The 18,056-nt window shown below is 52.6% G+C and carries 17 protein-coding genes and 1 other RNA gene; 7 read left to right on the top strand and 11 right to left on the bottom strand.

The annotated features are described in order from the left end of the window. Window positions 1-52: 52 nt before the first annotated feature. The 3 genes from AWR27_RS04155 to lpxK are packed head-to-tail and all read right to left on the bottom strand — an operon-like array spanning window position 53 to window position 3,885. Window positions 53-658: a 3-keto-disaccharide hydrolase gene (locus AWR27_RS04155; protein ID WP_077130037.1), complete on the bottom strand. Its 606-nt coding sequence runs from the start codon at window positions 656-658 to the stop codon at window positions 53-55. A gap of 56 nt (window positions 659-714) precedes the next feature. Next, window positions 715-2,784, bottom strand: coding sequence for a putative porin (locus AWR27_RS04150; RefSeq protein WP_077130036.1), 2,070 nt, complete (start codon window positions 2,782-2,784; stop codon window positions 715-717). Between the two features lie 51 nt (window positions 2,785-2,835). Continuing rightward, window positions 2,836-3,885 (bottom strand): tetraacyldisaccharide 4'-kinase, encoded by a 1,050-nt coding sequence (gene lpxK / locus AWR27_RS04145; RefSeq protein WP_257788524.1) that lies wholly within the window; start codon window positions 3,883-3,885, stop codon window positions 2,836-2,838. 94 nt (window positions 3,886-3,979) lie between these two features. Between lpxK and AWR27_RS04140 the strand changes: the two genes are divergently transcribed. Further along, entirely contained in the window at window positions 3,980-5,095 is a 1,116-nt protein-coding gene (locus tag AWR27_RS04140; protein WP_077130034.1) for an o-succinylbenzoate synthase, read from the top strand. A gap of 326 nt (window positions 5,096-5,421) precedes the next feature. Here the strand turns inward: AWR27_RS04140 and hemF are convergent, their stop codons facing one another. From hemF to ssrA, 3 genes are all read right to left on the bottom strand, one after another. Continuing rightward, a complete protein-coding gene (gene hemF / locus AWR27_RS04135) occupies window positions 5,422-6,345 on the bottom strand; it encodes an oxygen-dependent coproporphyrinogen oxidase (RefSeq protein ID WP_077133788.1) in 924 nt (307 codons plus the stop codon). 65 nt (window positions 6,346-6,410) lie between these two features. Next, window positions 6,411-7,037, bottom strand: coding sequence for an AlbA family DNA-binding domain-containing protein (locus AWR27_RS04130; RefSeq protein WP_077130033.1), 627 nt, complete (start codon window positions 7,035-7,037; stop codon window positions 6,411-6,413). Window positions 7,038-7,096: 59 nt separating this feature from the next. Next, window positions 7,097-7,468, bottom strand: a transfer-messenger RNA (tmRNA) gene (ssrA, locus tag AWR27_RS04125). A gap of 137 nt (window positions 7,469-7,605) precedes the next feature. On the opposite strand from ssrA, the gene AWR27_RS04120 reads away from it, so the two are divergent. The 3 genes from AWR27_RS04120 to AWR27_RS04110 are packed head-to-tail and all read left to right on the top strand — an operon-like array spanning window position 7,606 to window position 9,389. Beyond that, window positions 7,606-8,247 (top strand): hypothetical protein, encoded by a 642-nt coding sequence (locus AWR27_RS04120; RefSeq protein ID WP_077133787.1) that lies wholly within the window; start codon window positions 7,606-7,608, stop codon window positions 8,245-8,247. A gap of 8 nt (window positions 8,248-8,255) precedes the next feature. Next, complete coding sequence (locus tag AWR27_RS04115; protein WP_077130032.1) at window positions 8,256-8,888, top strand: thioredoxin family protein; 633 nt, start codon at window positions 8,256-8,258, stop codon at window positions 8,886-8,888. A gap of 60 nt (window positions 8,889-8,948) precedes the next feature. Beyond that, the gene (locus tag AWR27_RS04110) at window positions 8,949-9,389 is read left to right on the top strand and encodes an FKBP-type peptidyl-prolyl cis-trans isomerase (RefSeq protein WP_077130031.1); all 441 of its coding nucleotides are present in this window, start codon (window positions 8,949-8,951) and stop codon (window positions 9,387-9,389) included. A 34-nt stretch (window positions 9,390-9,423) separates the two neighbouring features. Here the strand turns inward: AWR27_RS04110 and AWR27_RS04105 are convergent, their stop codons facing one another. Next, window positions 9,424-9,828, bottom strand: a complete 405-nt coding sequence (locus AWR27_RS04105; protein WP_077130030.1) for a hypothetical protein — start codon at window positions 9,826-9,828, stop codon at window positions 9,424-9,426. 193 nt (window positions 9,829-10,021) lie between these two features. Here AWR27_RS04105 and uvsE point away from each other — a divergent pair, with 193 nt between their 5' ends. Then, entirely contained in the window at window positions 10,022-11,014 is a 993-nt protein-coding gene (gene uvsE, locus AWR27_RS04100) for a UV DNA damage repair endonuclease UvsE (protein ID WP_083732744.1), read from the top strand. A gap of 195 nt (window positions 11,015-11,209) precedes the next feature. Here the strand turns inward: uvsE and AWR27_RS04095 are convergent, their stop codons facing one another. Together AWR27_RS04095 and AWR27_RS04090 are read right to left on the bottom strand one after the other, a co-directional pair. Continuing rightward, on the bottom strand, window positions 11,210-11,824 hold the full coding sequence (locus AWR27_RS04095; RefSeq protein WP_077130029.1) for a T9SS type A sorting domain-containing protein: 615 nt from the start codon (window positions 11,822-11,824) through the stop codon (window positions 11,210-11,212). Window positions 11,825-12,106: 282 nt separating this feature from the next. After that, window positions 12,107-13,120, bottom strand: a complete 1,014-nt coding sequence (locus AWR27_RS04090) for a bestrophin family protein (RefSeq protein WP_077130028.1) — start codon at window positions 13,118-13,120, stop codon at window positions 12,107-12,109. Window positions 13,121-13,278: 158 nt separating this feature from the next. On the opposite strand from AWR27_RS04090, the gene AWR27_RS04085 reads away from it, so the two are divergent. Next, the gene (locus AWR27_RS04085) at window positions 13,279-14,088 is read left to right on the top strand and encodes an SDR family oxidoreductase (protein ID WP_077130027.1); all 810 of its coding nucleotides are present in this window, start codon (window positions 13,279-13,281) and stop codon (window positions 14,086-14,088) included. A gap of 26 nt (window positions 14,089-14,114) precedes the next feature. Further along, entirely contained in the window at window positions 14,115-16,757 is a 2,643-nt protein-coding gene (locus tag AWR27_RS04080; protein WP_077130026.1) for an MGH1-like glycoside hydrolase domain-containing protein, read from the top strand. A 60-nt stretch (window positions 16,758-16,817) separates the two neighbouring features. Here the strand turns inward: AWR27_RS04080 and AWR27_RS04075 are convergent, their stop codons facing one another. After that, a complete protein-coding gene (locus AWR27_RS04075; RefSeq protein WP_077130025.1) occupies window positions 16,818-17,357 on the bottom strand; it encodes a DUF6580 family putative transport protein in 540 nt (179 codons plus the stop codon). A 49-nt stretch (window positions 17,358-17,406) separates the two neighbouring features. Continuing rightward, window positions 17,407-18,048 carry a histidine phosphatase family protein gene (locus tag AWR27_RS04070; RefSeq protein ID WP_077130024.1) on the bottom strand — a complete coding sequence of 214 codons (642 nt, stop codon included), beginning with the start codon at window positions 18,046-18,048 and terminating at the stop codon, window positions 17,407-17,409. Window positions 18,049-18,056 lie beyond the last annotated feature (8 nt).

The following is an 18,056-nucleotide window of genomic DNA, read 5'->3' as shown; positions in this document are numbered from 1 at the left end:
GATTAGTATTCTATTCTATAAAGGCAGAAAGCCGCAAATTATCCTGTTCCGATTAAGGTAATTCTTCAATGCTGATGTTTTTGTAGGAAGCCTCGGCCTTGCCACCTCCGTGAATTTGCAGACCAATAACGCCCGTTTGCGGAATAGCCGGGTCAGGTTCGGTATAATCGACGGTCTGCAAGCCATTGAGCCAGATTTGAATGCGCGGGCCGTTGCAGCGAATTTTGTACTCATTCCAATCATTGAGTCGCAACACGCGTTGCACCTGCGCGGAGTCGGGCCGGGCCAGTACTGTGTTTCGGCGCGATTCGTCGTACAGACAGCCCCAGTAGCCTTTACCCAAATCGGCCTGATAGCCCGTCATTTCATAAGCCGGATTCGTTAGCCGCTGACTGCGGAATTGTACACCAGCATTGACAAAGCCCGTGCCGACCAATTTCCAGTTCAGCGTCAACTCGAAGTTTTTATAGGAGCGGGTAGTGCAAAGGAAATCGTTGTTTTTTACCATTTCGGTGAGCGAACCGCCCACCAATGCCCCATCGCGGATGTGCCACAGCCGGGCCGTATCGCCCTCCCAGCCCCGAAACGACCGACCATCGAACAGGGGTGTGTTTAGCATCAGGCTGAAGAATAGTAAAGCAGGAAGTACGCTCATCATAATTTTTCGCAAATCTGCGAGAAAAAGACCCGGTTCCGCCAATCTTACCCGAAAAGCTAATCGAACAGATACCAATCGACGCCGAATGCGAAGCCTCGGCGCATTTGTAAGAAATCGGGTGCCACAAAATAGCCCGGTCCCTGCAACACGCCCTGATTGGCGTGGGTGAGTTTTACGAATAGCCGGGTTCGGTTGACGCGCAGATTGGCGTACAGATCGGCCAGCACATAGCCTTCGACCCTCTGCCGGTTTTGCAGATGAAATTGCTGTGTTACAGGCATGTAGGCATCGGCAAAATACGGCGATTTATAATGCAGATCGACACCCACCTGAATGTAAAGTACTTTGGCATAAATCAGCTCGTACTGGAACCGGCCATTCCAGAAAAACGGCGGTGTTCGCAGCACGTCGTCGCGCGATTGCAAGGTGTAATACGCTTGCCCAGCCAGTAGAAATCGCCCCCGTTGATACTGATAGCCCAGCCCCGTTCGCAGTACGCTGAACGAACCATTGTCTTGCCGGGCTACGGCGTTGGTGTCGAAGTAAATGTAATTACTGAGCAGATGATAGTCTAAACCCGGTTCGAGCCGGATGCCCTTGTAGCGCAGATTCAGCCGGCCATACGCGTGGTTGAAACCACGCAGGCCGCTGTTACGCCAGTTGAATACAATACTCTCGAATCGCTCCTGCAACAGCGTTGGCTGTACCAGCATGGCCGTGTAACCCGCTGTGAACCACTTGCTTTCAAGCTGCCCCTTCAGCCGAAATCCGCCACCTAACTGATATTCCAGTTCTGCCGTCAATCGTGAAAGACTATCCGGGAAATAATAGCCAAGCCAGCCGCCTACAAACGTTTCGAGCCGCCGGGTTTCATATTCATTCTCAACAGCACGCCCGGTATTGTACAGCGTATACTGGCCCAACAGCCGGTTCCGCAAATATGCCCGATAGTTGAACGCCGACTTGCCAAGTTGGTAAATGCCCTTTACACCGAATTGATTATCAAGCACCCGAAACCGGGCATCGACCAGAATACGCGACGTATCGCCCAGCGTAGTCAGGTTCGGGTCGTTGCGTCGGGATGGGTAAAAGCCCGGCAAAACCAGATTATCCGTTACTTGCCTCGGTTCCTGATTGAACCGCAACGTATCATCGCGGTACGAATTTTTTTGCCGCTGGTACTCGAGCCGGTCATAAATCTGGAACCCTTTGTCTAATACATATTGCTGATACACATGCCAATTGTTGCGAATTTCGTTACCGCGCGGGCCAGGTACTGCCGGTGCAAAACCCGTTTGTACAACCCCACTCGACAGGCGTGCATCGCCCGTATACGCAAACCGATTGATGCTTCCGTCAAGAAACTGACCCGGTATCAGTCCCCCCTGTTCACCTAAGCTATGGTTCATGTTGATGAAGTTCATCAACAACGTATATTTATTGTTTTTCGACTGGTAGTTCGTGTGTCCCAGAAAACCCCAGTTTTCAGCGAGTTGTCGGTTCAACTGACTGGTTTGCCCCTGTGCGCCAAATTGCCGGTTCGATGTAAATCGTTGCAGCGCAAAGCCCACATTCCAGCGGGGAGTGATGTTCTGCGCGAAATCGAACCGAAGAATGTTCTGATTGCGCCCGCCCAATGCCACATACATGTCCGTAAACGGCGAACGGGTGTTGAAATACTTGACATTCATGGGGTTATACGCGTATTCTGAAAATACTGAATACCCCGTCTGCGACCCTAACTGGTCGGGAACCTGCACGAATACCGGGCGCATGGGTGTTCCCAGATTCCCCAAATCCTGATATTGATTCTGCGTTCGGTGTACGTACAGATACCGATGCACGTCGTCCATCGTTGTGTCAACGAGGTACTGTTTCTGCCGATTGTTCAGCACGTCGTCTTCCAGAATATACCGCGTCGATTTAGGCCCGTAAATAACCTTCGTAGAATCGTCGATACCACCGGAACTGCTCGACTGACTGTTGCCGCTGCCGGTGGGGCGTCCCTGCTGATTGCCAAAGCCGCCCGGAAACTGCCCCGGCTGGGTGGTGCCCGGAAATTGCTGCGCCCGGCCCGAAAGGGCAGCTATACTGAACAATAGGAGAAAAAGAAAACGCTGATTCATTCGGTCAAAAATACGCCAAATCGCTGAACGGCTGTGGTTAGTTGGCTTAGGTTAACTTTTTTTAAGGGCGTCTTGTGTTAACAACGCGCTAAACCGTTCTTCACCTTCCAGAAAACGCATAGCCACCGGCAAATAATACAGCGGCAACGTAGCGCGTTCGTTGGGCGTCAGTAATACATCTATTTTTACCCAGTCTTTTTCCGTGGTCAGCAAGGCCGCATCCGTGGGCAGACTTGCCAGCAGGGCGTTGAGATTGGTTCGGGAGTAGGCATAATGGTCGGCAAAACGATGATGGCGAACCAGCTTAAATACCTGACTAACATAGCGTTCGAGCGGATCGGCGTTGGCTAAACCCGATACCAGCACCACATTCGTCAGCCCATTGGCCGATTGATGAGTGGCAAATGAAACAGGTTGCTCATAATGCAACCCGGCAAAAAATACCGGCGTTTCGGGCCGGGCATAGGGCCGGATGTGCGCTTCGATAGCGGTCCGTTCGGTTGCGTTCAGGTTGTCGGGGCATTTGGTAACGATAATAACGTTGGCCCGACTGGCTCCGTGCCGCGATTCGCGCAGCCGCCCGGCAGGAAACGGATAATCGTCGTAGAACGGTCGGTTGTAGTCCATGAGCAGCACGTTTAGGTGCGAACGAACGGCGCGGTGCTGAAACGCATCGTCTAACAGAATCCGTTCGGTTTCAGGAAATTGCCGCAAAATAAATTGAATGGCATCGGCCCGGCGTTCGCCCACGCACACCCGGACAAGGTGGCCGAACTTGCGATAGAGTTGCAGCGGTTCGTCGCCAACGGTGTCGGCAGTGTCTGATTCCGTTGTTATCCGAAAGCCTTTTGTGCGTCGTCCGTAACCTCGGCTCAGCGTTACCGTCTCAAGAGGCACACCCGGCTCGTTGCGAACATACCACTTAATCAAATATTCTACCGCTGGCGTCTTACCGGTGCCGCCAACGGTTAGATTGCCAACACAAATGGTTGGGACGTCAGGCATCAATGAAACGAATAAACCCTTGTCAAACAGTATGTTACGAACATTCATTACCCAGCCATACAACCAACTAACTGGTAAGAGCAGCCATTTTCTCACGAAGCGAATCGCTAATAATTTCGTAATATTGCCTTTTTCGAGCAGTCAAAAGTAGTACTTTTAGGACTGCGAACCGCCCTCACCAATAGTTACAATGAGTCTTCGAGCCGACTACCTGAAATACACGTTGCACTTTCGCTTCGAAGCGGGTACGTCGCGCGGTACACTTACCGAAAAAACGTCGTATTTAATCCGGCTCTTCGATGATGAAGACTCCTCGACCATTGGTTATGGCGAATGCGGTCCGCTCAAAGGGCTGAGCTACGATGACCGGCCCGATTTTGAGGAGCAGCTTCGTGAGTATTGCCGGGAGTTTACCAGCTTGGATCTCCAACTGTTTAGCTGGAACGTTCCCATTGTGCTGAATCAGCTCATAGACCCGAAATTTCCGAGTATTTTGTTTGGTTTTGAAACGGCCATGCTCGATTTTCTGTCGGGTGGGCGGCACATTGTTCACGAAACCGAATTTACGACCGGGCAGCGGTCCTTACCCATCAATGGGCTAATCTGGATGGGTAGCGCGGCCACAATGAGGCAGCAAATCGAAGAGAAAATTAAGGCCGGTTTCACAACGCTCAAACTGAAAATCGGGGCCATTGATTTCGAGCAGGAATGCGACCTGCTGGCAATGATCCGCGACCGCTTTTCGCCCGAACAGATTACGCTGCGGGTTGATGCCAACGGAGCATTCCGGCCCAACGAAGCAATGGCGAAACTCGAACGCTTGGCCACCTACGGCCTGCACTCCATCGAACAGCCCATCCGTGCCGGACAGCCCGAACAGATGGCCGAATTATGCCGCCATTCACCCCTGCCCATTGCCCTCGACGAAGAACTGATCGGGCAGATGGAATACGTCCATAAATACAAGCTGCTAAAGAGCATACACCCGCAGTATATCATCCTGAAACCCACGCTGTTGGGCGGAATGCGCCATTGCGACGAGTGGATCGAACTGGCCGGGCGGCTGAATATCGGCTGGTGGATTACCTCGGCTCTCGAATCGAATATTGGCCTGAACGCCATTGCCCAGTACACGGCACAGTTTAAGAATCTGATGCCGCAGGGGTTAGGCACGGGGCAACTATACTACAATAATTTCGACAGCCCGCTTACCATTCGCGAAGGCTATCTGCATTATCACCCCGGTCAGCCGTGGGATTTTTCGGCCTTACAGAAAAGCTCAATCCGGTCGTCAGTCGATAAATGACCCCACCCCAACCCCTCCCCGTTAGGGGTGAGGTTTACCCACACTTTTATGTAATCTATTCGTCGCGTAGCGACCTAATGTTTGTAGGCTATTGGCAAAATTAAGAAGCGTTCCGTCGCGTAGCGACCTAACAACCCGCATGAATAGTTAGGTCGCTACGCGACGGCAGCGTGGGTGGCGTCACTTATTGTACTACAAACATTAGGTCGCTATGCGACGAAAATTCAAAACCCTCGACTTGTGGGTAAACCTCACCCCGTTAGGGAGGGGCTTACGATAAACGACTGGTTTAGCCCCTCCTTAACGGGGAGGGGTTGGGGTGGGGTTTACCAGTCAATGCCTTTTCGTAACCAGCCGAGCGTTTCAGCCTCGCGGGTGTTGGCTTCGGGGTGGTGGTCGTAAATCCAGTTGGCCTGCGGGGGCATACTCATCAAAATGGATTCAGTACGGCCATTGGTTTCTAATCCAAATTTCGTTCCCCGGTCCCAGACCAAATTAAACTCCACATAGCGGCCCCGGCGCAGTAACTGCCACTGTTTTTCGCGTTCGCCAAAGGGTAATTCGCGATTCTGGTGCATAAAATGCGTGTAAATGGGCGCAAAGGCGTTGCCCACGTCCTGCACAAACGCAAACAGATCGGCTTTGTCGACGTCGTCGGTTGGTTTGAGGTAATCGAAAAAGATGCCGCCGATACCGCGTGTTTCCTGCCGGTGGGGAATATAAAAATAATCATCGGCCCAAGTTTTAAACCGGCTGTAGTCGGCTACGGCGTGGCGGTCGCAAACGGTTTTCAAGTAGGTGTGAAACCAGCGGGCGTCGTCTTCATCCACATAGTGCGGGGTCAGGTCGATGCCACCGCCAAACCAGTTGTGGCCCCCAACGAATGTTGCCGTACTCACTTCGAAATACCGCACATTCATGTGAATAATCGGCACCATCGGGTTGCGCGGGTGCAACACAATCGACACGCCGGTAGCATAAAACTCAGCCGGTTCGGTCAGGTTCAGCGAGCGTAAGGTAGCCTCGGTGGCTTCGCCATGAACGGCAGAAAACCCCACGCCCCCTTTTTCAATCACGGCTCCATCGGTAATGATGCGCGAGCGGCCCCCGCCCCCACCGGGCCGTTGCCAGGCGTCTTCGCGGAAGGTGGCCCCGCCATCGGCGTCTTCGAGCGACCGACAGATACGGTCCTGTAGGTCCATGAAAAAGGTGGCTATCGTTTCTTTCGAGATACGTTGTTCAGTTACCATACTGCAAAGGTCGAAAGTTTTTGTTACCCACGCCCGACGTTGGTCAGGTGCGAAATTGAGAAAAGTCATTCTGTGAGTTTCAGCGCATACCGCCCGGCGCGTTGGTTGTCGATGAGCAATAATAATCCCTGCCCGGCAAACTGACGCAACAGTTTGGTCGCCCGGTATTCCGACACGTTGATGAGTTTGGCGAATTTGTCGGCGGTGATGTGGTCATTTTTACGCAGGTACTGAATCAGCGTTCGGGCTGTGGGCGATTTGAGCAGTTGCGCGTCGGCAGGTTCGGGGTTGATAATCAGTTGATTGGTCGGCACTGATTTATCTCTGGCCCGCACGTAAATTGTGTGCTTACCGGCCTCGCTGATGGCTGTGTGGGGTTTCTCATCGCTTTCAGGCACGTTGATGATGAGTACGTTGCGACCATCGGGGGCAATGGTTTGGTAGCTGACTGTAAGCGGAGGGTTGATGAGTTGGTCGGTAGCTTCTTCAATTTTACGCATCTCGCGCAGTTCCGACGATACACCCGTAATCCGCCCGTCGTCGGCCACGCCGATGAGCAGCGTACCACCTGCCGTATTGGCAAACGCGGCCAGTGTGCGGGCAATGCGGTGTGCCGATGAGAGCGTTCGTTTAAACTCCAGCCGGTTGCTCTCGCCCTGTTCAATCAATGCGATGAGTTCAGTGAAAGTCATATTTACAACATAACCTAAACAGATAACCCCAACCAGTTGGCCGGGGTTATCTGTTTGGAACGTGGAGACGGAGAGATTCGAACTCTCGTCCAGTCAAGGAAACCAACGCGCTTTCTACATGCTTAGATTCGATTGGATTGTCGGGCAAGGGGCTGGTTCGAATCAGACCGACCAATTGCCGTAGGTGCTTGGATCTCGCCCGGTGTTAACACCATTAGCCGGGCCAGCACTGCGAGTCGACGCCCCCTGATCCAACCAGCAGTACGTAGGTCGGGGAGACGATGGCTATTGCTTAATTCTCCGAATTAGGCAGCCATGGCGTAGTTATATTCGCCAGTTATTGTTTCGACGATTTGTTTGGGCAGGAAATACCGTCAACTCCCGGCATGCTTACACGCGACCTCAGCAAGCTGTCAATTCCGGTCGTCCCCAGAGTATGACACCCGGTTTGGGCGTGTAAGACAAAACGACCCCCGACACGAATTAGTTCCCCTTGAAAACTTATTCGCGCTTATTTAGTTATGCCGCTATCCAATCCAACTGTTTTCGGTTGCTTCACCGCACCTGTATGACCCTGACGCCCTTTGAAACCAAACTCTACCACCAACTGACGCCCTTTTTTGCGCGCCACCAGTACGTGTTGCTCAGCGAAAAAAAACAGTTTCGCCGAACGACCGAAACCGGATTCCAGAACGTAATTCTGTCGCCCGCTTTTTACAGCGACGAAACCATGCTCGAAGTTAATTTTGGGTGCCGCAGCGATCAGGTCGAGCAAATTGCCCAGCAGTTTCTCAATAACCTGCCCGATTATCGGCCCGATGCCAATACGCTGATTCTGTCGATTGGCAAATTCAATGGCTTTCAGTATTTCCGCTATAAAATTCATAGCGACGACGAGTTGAGCGACGTATGCGGGCAAATTGAACAGTTTTTCGACCTCGAAGGGTTTGAGTTTCTCGATACGGCCTGTACCCTCCACAACCTCGACCGGCTCCTCAACGACCAGCCCAACCAGCCCAGCCGCTACGTGTATAACCAGACGCACCGCTGCTACAAAGGTCTGATTGCTGCCCGGTTGAACCACAACCCGCACTTCGATGGTTTAGTAGACAGCTACCGGCATCTGATGATCCGGCAGACGCAGAACGCCTATGAGCAGTTGCATTTTGAGCGGCTCATTACGTATCTGCAACATTACTCTGCCAACTAACAACCTGCATGTCAATCGACTCGCCCGTTATCACGCCCGACCTTATTGCGTCGGCCATGACGTATGACCAGTATGTTGCGCTGTCAACCGAACGTTTCAACGAAGGCCGCAGCACCACTATCGATCCACACTACAACACGCCCGAAATTCTGGGTTATGTGAAGCTGAATCTGCACCGCATGAGTCGCCTGCATCGACTGACAACCCTTGAGCCGGAACTGCGTAAAGCACTGGCGGAGGTGCTGGAACCGTGGACGTGGCTCGTACTGACCGAATCGTGGTGTGGCGACGCGGCCCAGAGCCTGCCGGTGATTGATCTGATGGCTTCCGAATCGCCGAGTATTACGGTTGGCTATCTGCTGCGCGACGAAAATCCTGCACTGATGAATGCCTACCTGACCAACGGGGGTCGATCTATTCCGAAACTGATTTGTTTGCGCACCCGCGATCTGAGCGAAATTGGTACCTGGGGGCCGCGCCCGGCGGGTTTACAGAACCTGATGATAGACTGGCGCACCGAAAAACTGCCCCTGTCGGAGGCTGTTGAGCGGGCGCAGCGGTGGTACAACGACGACCACACCCAGTCGGTACAGGCTGAACTTTTGACGCTGGTCCGGGGTTGGTCAAAAATTAGCGTATAGTCTACGACTTATCTGGCAATTGGGTAGGTTTGCGACGGCGTTTAACAAACTATTACACACATGGCACAAGCAAAAGCCGGTGATACCGTTCAGGTTCACTATACCGGCACTCTCACCGACGGCACTGTTTTCGATTCGTCGGCGGGACGCACTCCCCTCGAATTCATCGTTGGTAGTGGTCAGGTTATCAAAGGATTCGATGAAGGTGTGGAAGGCATGAACACCGGCGAGAAGAAGACAATTAACATTCCGGTGGAAGACGCCTACGGCTCGGCCAATGAGGAAATGATTTTCACACTCAACCGCTCCGACATTCCCGACGATATTCCGCTCGAAGTGGGAATGACGCTCAACATGCATGAAGATGGCAATCCGCGCCCCATTCCGGTCATTGTTCGCCAACTGAGCGACAGTAGCGTTACACTCGACGCCAACCACCCACTTGCCGGGCAAAATCTGGTTTTTGAGGTTGAGCTTGTAGGCGTAAAGACAAACGAATAATTTTTATCCCCACCCCCAGCCGGGGTGGGGTATTTTATTTCTCTTCTTCCAGCATAACCAGTTCGCGCAGTTCGCGCAGGGCGGTTTGAATGCCGCGCAGATTGGCACGGGCTACATATGACGCCAACGCCACCATAATTGCCCCTACATTGAGAGCAACAGTCAGATTACGAATGATTTTCAGGCTGTTGCGTGCCGTATCGGTAGCCTGAACAATATCCGTAGCGATGTCTAACGGGTACTTGAACGCAGGCCGCACAAGCAGCGATTGCAGGTCGTGGGCGCGGTTGAGCAGGCTGTTCTGATAGGCGTTGACGTCTAACTGTTGCTCATGCGTAAATTCCGGCCAGCGTCGTACCTGAAACTCGTTCAGCGCGCGGGCCATGTTTCGATACCCAGTTGCGATACCAATGATCTGATCGGTGGTTAAGTCTTCCATAGACGAAGGGGTATGGTTCCAGTATGGGCCAAAGTGAGCTGCGGGTGGATGGTTTTTTGTTCTGTTTGTCAATTTGCTCAATCAGTTAATAGTAAGATAAGGCTTAGACGGTCTATTGCTGTATTTGTCTCGCAACTTTTGACTGAACGGTAAATGCGCAAAACCCGAAGCTACCAATTCAGGTTTATCAGGCATGATTGTATCACCACTCAATGTTGGCTATGCCTGTATAAATCTGACCCTTCAGGCCGAAAAAATTCTGACCAATCGGGGCATGATAAAAAAGACATTCGCCGAGCGGGGCATTCAGTATGCCTCTCAACTGGCTCTGAAGAATGTACAGGATCTGCTGACGATTGTTGACTGGAATCTGGCGCACGGATTTGGCCTGTTTCGTATCTCATCCGATATTTTCCCGTGGGCATCGGAATATCGGCTTGCCAATTTGCCCGACTTCACCGAAATCCGGACCTTGCTGGAAGAAATAGGTAGTCGGCCTATCCGGCTAACCACCCACCCCGGCCCATTCAATCATTTGGCCGGACAGGGCAACGTGCTGAAAAACACCCTCGTGGATCTGGAATACCAATCTGAAATTTTCGACCTCATGGGTCTGAAACCGTCACATTGGAACAAGATTAATATTCATTTAGGCGGCACCTACGGCGATAAGCCCGGCACCATTGCCCGATTTTGTCAGAATTTCGGGCTATTGTCAGAGAATTTACGCGCCCGCCTTACCGTTGAAAACGACGACCGGGTTAGTCTGTACACCGTAGCGGATTTGGTGCCGGTTTACGAAGCCATTGGTACGCCCGTGGTCTTCGATTATTTTCATCACGCCCTCAATCCCGGTACGCTAACTGAAGAAGAAGCCTTTCTGATGGCCTATGGTACCTGGGATGTTCGGCCCGTTTTTCACTATTCCGACTCGCGGCAGGAACGCGAAGACCCCAAAGCAAGGCGCGAAGCCCACGCCGATTGGCTCTACTCAATCGCGAATACGTATGGCAAAGAGGTAGATATTGTGTTCGAGTCGAAAATGAAGGAGTTAGCCATTTTGCGGCTGCGGGGCAATGAGCCTGTGATAACACCAAAACTGGCAAAACTCATCAATCAGGCCAAAAAGCAAGACCCCGAAAACCCACCTGCCGAAGCTGTCGAAACGAGCGACGTAGCGTTATGACGCAATAGCAAAGCGTCGGCTCCGTAGGTTTTATCCCCGAACCGACGCTTGCGCTGTTATGTCCCTACATTTCTACCGATGCCTTCGGCTGTTGCGTCCCTACATCTCTACCGATGCCTTCGGCTGTTGCGTCCCTACATCTCTACCGACGCCTTCTGCTGTTGCGTCCCTACGGGACTTTTAGGGCCTTTCGGCTTAGTGACGAATCGTTAACGGCGTGCTGAACTGCTTCTGATCGGGGCCAACCACCACTGTGTAGGCACCATCGGGCAGCGACGACAGGTCGAAACGACGGGTCGTACCGGCAAACTTGTCGGAATACACGGCTGTACTCTGCGCGTCGTAGATCGTTACGTGCGCACCGCTCAGGTTGCTGGCGGGCAGCGTAACTTCTACCTTGTTTTTCTCGTAAGCCACTACCGTTGGCTTCGATACCTGTTGCAGATTGCGGGCGTCTACGCTAAGGGCGTTGCCTTTCACGGTTATGCCCTGCGACATCCACCACGCATCCGACGTGGCAGTAATGAAGTACTGACCATCGGGCAGGTTCGCCAGATTGAACAACTGGCGACCAGCTTTGTTGTGTGCTACGATTCCTTTGTAAAGAACGTTGCCTTCGGCGTCGATGACGGCTACGTCAACGGCAGTTTTCGAGGGAGCGTTGGGGATATATAGACGAACTTTTTTGTTTTCCGACTTTTCGATCTTCACCCCATTTGCGCCCGAACCATTGTCGGCGTTGGCATCTCCCATGCCAGCCAGACCCCATACTGCAAGCAGTACAGCGATTGATAAACGGAACTGTTTCATTGGTTTGAAATTTGGTTTTACCGTGACAAAGGTGCGCCAATACTTCGATCCAATGCAAGAACCCCTACCCTGATAATCAGCCGTTTATCGAAAGTTCATTTTTAAATACTATTCAATCTGAGCAAAATAGGGCATTTCTTAGAAAAACACAACAAGTCCCTGTTAGAACCGCATGAATTGTATTTTTCTAATATTCTTAAAATATAGGACTATACGTTCGGGTGGGTACAATTTTCAATCGCATAGTGCAATTTCAGTTTATAGCACGCATGCCGCCGGTACTCACATCAGTATATTATTTACGGCCTGAACGCGTTTTGGCAGGTCGGTTTCGCCGAGCATATCGCGCAGATCGATTTCGATGTTGCGGCAAATGGCCGTCATAGGTACGTCGTTAATACTATTTTCAAATGGGTTTTCGCTGGTATCCCCCACCACTTCCATTGTATTGAACACCCAGGCGATAATGGTATAAAATGGCACCATAAGCCAGATGTGCCAGCTACTGGCTTTCGCCATCTCGCTCAACAGCCCATACGGCAGCACAAAAATGAATAACCATGTAAACACGTAGCTAAAAAAGGCATACTGGCGCGGAAACGGAAACGATTTAATACGCTCGCAGGCCCCCTGCTGATTATAAAACTCAACCAGCATCCGCTCCAGATCAACGTGGTAGTATTCCGACAGGTAGCCTTCGTTACGTAATTCGCGTAGTTGTGCCGACTGCTGCCGTAGCAGATACGTGGCCGGATTGGGGTGTCTGATGAGCAGTTCGGCCTCATGTTCGGAGATGAACCGGCTTACCTCTTTGTCTAAACTACACTGCTTAAACTCAGTAATCCGCTCGATTACCTCATGCGCCGGGTCGCGATGTTGCACCCATACGGGCTTTTGGCGAAGCTGTACGCGCAGGGCCGTCAGATAGGCCAGATGCCGATAAATAAGCTCTTTGTGTAGTCGCTTCAGTTCAGCCTCATTGACAGGATCGGCAAGTTGGTCGGGGCCGATGTAGTCGAGCACCATGATGCTCCACGACCGGCTGGCGTTCGTTAAACTCCCCCAGATTCGGCGGGCTTCCCACAGCCGGTCATAGGAGGAATTATTTTTGAAGCCTACGTAAAAGGCTACTGCCGTACCGATGGTAGCAATTGGCACGAATGGAATCGCCAGAAATTTCCAGTCTAAACCCCAGTAGAGCAGGCATATTCCGGTAGAATACAGCAGAAAGAAAAGGATGGATCGGGCAGCAAACGGGAAAACAATGTAAAAAGGAACGCGCTTAGTGGTAAACATAAGTGGGGTGTTTGAAGATGTATAGATAAGGTACGGAAGCGGGATTAATTTACAATTAGATTACGTAACCGGACAAGCTATGCCCGCCTGAACCAGCGAACTTTCGGCGTTATCAGCTAAAAACTTACTCAGAGTACTATTTCATCAAGCTATTTTATATGGATCAAACACTGAAAGGGCAAATCGCCCTCATTACGGGAGCCAGCAGCGGCATTGGCGCGGGGGTGGCAAAATCACTGGCAAAGGCCGGTGCTACGGTCGTGATTAACTACCCCGTTGCGTCGTCGCAGGTAGCCGCCGAAGCGGTGCTACAGGAAATTACTGACGCTGGCGGGCAGGGTATGACGGCCCAATGCGACGTAAGCCAGGAAGCTCAGGTCGAGGCAATGTTCAGCGATGTGGTTTCCCGTTATGGCACGGTCGATATTCTCGTCAATAATGCTGGTATCGAGCGAAATGCGCCCTTTCATGAACAGACGCTGGACCAGTGGAACGCTGTCATCAACGTGAACCTGACGGGCCAGTTTCTATGCGCTCGGGCGGCCATTCGTGAGTTTTTGCGCCGGGGTCCACGCCCGGAGGTGTCGGCAGCAACGGGCAAAATTATCTGTATGAGTTCGGTGCATGAGCTGATTCCGTGGGCTGGTCACGTTAACTACGCGGCCTCGAAGGGCGGGGTCAAACTCATGATGCAATCGCTGGCACAGGAATACGGTGATCGTCGGATTCGGGTCAACAGCATTTGTCCGGGAGCCATTCAAACGCCCATTAATCGCCCCGCCTGGGAAACGCCACAGGCCATGTCGAGCCTGCTGGGGCTTATTCCATACAATCGAATTGGTCAGCCCGAAGACATCGGCAACTTAGCCGTTTTCTTAGCTTCTGACCTTTCGGACTACATTACTGGAGCCAGTATTTTCATCGATGGGGGCATGACAGTCTTCGAGAGTTTCGCAACAGGTGGGTAAAAAATGGTCTTATAAACAGAAAAACGATGACAAAACCTTCGGCTGAACGACTACGGGTAGAAGAAGCGGCAAAAAAAACAATCCCGCTTGCCAAATGGGGGCCGTATCTGTCGGAGCGACAGTGGGGTACGGTGCGCGAAGACTATTCGGCCAATGGCGATGCGTGGAATTTCTTTCCGCACGACCATGCCCGTTCGCGCGTGTACCGCTGGGGCGAAGATGGTCTCGGCGGCATCTCCGACCGGCGGCAGAACGTTTGCTTCGCGCTGGCTCTCTGGAATCACCGCGACGGTATTCTGAAAGAACGGCTGTTTGGCCTGACCAATAACGAAGGCAACCACGGCGAAGACGTTAAGGAGTTATACTACTACCTCGACAACACGCCCACGCACTCGTACATGCGGATGCGCTACAAGTACCCACAAGCTCCGTTTCCTTACGGCTGGCTCGTACACGAAAATGGCATCCGCAACCGGCAGGAACCTGAATTCGAGATTCTGCACACGGGCGTTTTTGAAGAAGGTCGTTATTTCGATGTCGACGTTGAATACGCCAGGAAAAGCGATAATGACGTTTGCATTCGCATTACGGTCGTAAATCAAGGCCTCGACCCGGCTCCGCTGACGGTGCTGCCTACCCTCTGGTGCCGCAACCGATGGGCATTTGAGCCAAATGTCGAAAAACCGACCATCAACCGCCGACCCGACGCCCCGCATACGGGTCTGGCGCAACTCAGCCATCCTAAAACGGGGCAGTATTTTCTGTATTACGAACCTACCGACACGGCTCTCCTGACCGAGAACGAGACAAATATGAAGCGGCTATACGGCGTACCAAACACGTCGCCGTTTGTGAAAGACGCCTTTCACGAAGCTATTTGTCAGGATGACGACTATCTGCTCCAACTGCTTCAGGAAAATCAAAGTGGCACCAAATTCGCGCCCGTCTACGCACTGACACTGCAACCCGGCGAGTCGCAGTCGGTTTGTCTTCGGTTAGTCAATGAATTGATTCTCAAACCATTTGGCGAAGAGTTTCAGCAGGTGTTTACCGACCGTGTTCGCGAAGCCGACGACTTTTACCGGCAACTGGCACCCGCCGATACCACCACCGACCGGCTGCAAATTATGCGGCAGGCGTTGGCCGGTATGCTCTGGACCAAGCAATACTATCACTACGACATTCCGCGCTGGCTTCAGGGCGATCCCGGCCACCTGCCTCCCCCGCCCGAACGGGTGCTGGGCCGAAATGCACGCTGGGAACACCTCAATAACGAAGACGTGCTGAGTATGCCCGACAAGTGGGAGTACCCGTGGTATGCAGCCTGGGATTTGGCCTTTCATACCGTGCCACTGGCTATGGTGGACCCGGCATTTGCCAAAAACCAGTTGATTCTGCTGATGCGCGAGTGGTATATGAATCCGCAGGGGCAAATGCCAGCTTATGAATGGAATTTTTCGGACGTAAACCCGCCCGTTCATGCCTGGGGAGCGTTGTCGGTTTATAAAATTGAGAAGGCTATTTATGGCAATGCCGACATTCAGTTTTTGAAGCGGGCATTTCAGAAACTGCTTATCAATTTTACGTGGTGGGCCAACCGGCACGACGACGAAGAAAACAATATTTTTGGCGGAGGCTTTCTGGGCCTTGATAATATCGGCGTCATCAACCGCAGCCACCTCCCGCCCGGCACCCTCCTTGAGCAGGCCGACGCCACTGCCTGGATGGGTATGTACGCGCTCAACCTGATGGATATGGCATTGGAAATCACGCGCTACGACCCAACGTTTGAAGATGTGGCGACCAAGTTTTACGAGCATTTTGTACTGATTGGCGAATCGCTGAATCAGGCACTCTGGGACGAAAAAGACCAGTTTTTCTACGACCTGCTCCACCCCATGCGCGGGCCGTCGGCAAAATTGGAAGTGCGGTCGGCGGTTGGGCTGTCGGTGTTGTTTGCGGTGTCGGTTATCCGGCGGGAAAAGTGCGAACCGCTGGCCGATTTTCTAAAGCGAATGTCGTTTTTCCAGCGATATCATCTCGAACTGGGGCGGCCTATGCCCGAACAGCTTGTGAATGAGCAGGGTGATATTCTGCTGTCGCTGATTTCGCGGGATAAATTGGAAAAGCTATTGCAGGTTATGCTCGATGAATCGGAGTTTCTGTCGCCGGGCGGTATTCGGGCATTGTCGAAATACCATGAGCAGCACCCATATTCCGTGCAAATCAATGGCGACACATACAGTATCGCCTACGTGCCGGGCGATTCGGACTCGGGCATGTTTGGTGGCAATTCCAACTGGCGTGGTCCCGTTTGGATGCCTATCAATTATCTGCTGATAAAGTCGCTGAAAAAATACTATCAGTTCTACGGCGACAGTTTGCAGGTCGAATACCCAACTGGCTCAGGCAACTGGCTCAATCTCAAACAGGTATCGCAGGCATTGGCCGACCGCTTAGTGAGTATCTTCGAGCAGGATGCCAACGGGCATCGCCCCGTCAATGGCCCATTCAGTCCATTTTACCAGCGTTCTGAAAACAAGGAGTTGATTTTATTTTTCGAGTATTTCCACGGCGACACGGCCCAGGGCATTGGAGCCAGCCACCAAACCGGCTGGACCGGTGCCGTTGCCGAACTAATCAACGAAGATTCGTGGGAGTGGGATTAAAATAGCTGGTCGCTCGTTCCCAACGAGCGACCAGCTATTCATGCATCTATAACAGCAGACTTATTGCGCTACGCGCAGCACAGGGAAACGTTGCTGAAGGAGGTAGAAACTGCCGAACAGCACACCACTGAAAAAGAGATCGCCCAGCAGGCCGTTCAGGAAAAACGACGTGCCGTTGTAAAATGCCAGACCAGCCACATAGCAGCTTGCCAGACCAGCCAGCGTTTGCGGGTAAAACGCGCTGCCGTACCAGACAGCGAAGTTGGTAATCAGGAAAAACAGCACCGACGCCGTGACCGACGCCGAAGCCACGCGCCCGGCGGTTGGTCGTTGCAAGGCCCATATTCCTAACAGCCACGTTAAACCGAAGCTCAGGTAAACAGCCCCCATGCTGCCGTGAAAACCAATCAGCGCATCGCTCAGTAGCATAGCCGCCAGCGGAGTCGCCAGACCCAGCCATTTGCGCTCGAAGGTGGCCGCGCCAAACAGAGCCATAGCCGCAATGGGCGTAAAATTAGGCCAGTGAGGCAGCAAGCGGAACAGCGCGGCAGCCAGAATCATGAGCATCAGCGTGGCAGGACGAATCGAAATCGATTTCATATAGTTTGTTAGTAAGTGCCATACCACTTCGCTGCGGTGTGGCACAGGGTCAACGATTGATGTATTGAATCGTATACGACAAATCCGTTAGGGTTAGCTTCGTTACGGCTCCGTAGTCGAGGTTTATTCGATAAGCATTGTGCAAAGATAAATCCAGAAACAGACAGAGCAAAGCCCGAATTACGCCCCCGTGCGTAACGATAAACACGGGCTGACCCGGTTGGGTTTCGGCCAACGGCAGAATCTGCTCGCGCCAGAACCGGCTGACACGGTCGAAGAGGTCCTGAAAGTTCTCGCCGTTGGGAACGCGAACCGTTACAAAGTCGGCCATCCAGGGGTCGAGAGCCGCACGGTCGATAGTGGCCCACGGAACCATTTCCCAATCACCGAAGTGGTACTCTTTCAGCCGGTCATCGTGTACTACAACAGGCCGATGTGCGTCGATTAGGGCGGTTTGCCCTGGTGCCGTTTCTATGCGGCTCCCGGCAGCCATACTCCCGGCTATGTCGTCGGCTAAGCGTCGGCAGCGGGTCAGGGGCGAGGAGAAAATAGCAGCAGCATCGGTGGGCAGATGCGCCAGCAGCCGGTCGCGCTGCTCATCATAAGCGTCGGCCAGGTCAACGTCCGACTGCCCGTAGGCTACGCTGCGGCCCACAGCCACTTCAGTGTGTCGAATTAAATACACGTCCATAGCGGCAA

This window comes from Spirosoma montaniterrae, from assembly GCF_001988955.1.
GTDB classification, from domain to species: domain Bacteria; phylum Bacteroidota; class Bacteroidia; order Cytophagales; family Spirosomataceae; genus Spirosoma; species Spirosoma montaniterrae.
The sequence above is the reverse complement of the archived record's forward strand: the minus strand, read 5'-3'. Positions and strand labels throughout refer to the sequence as shown.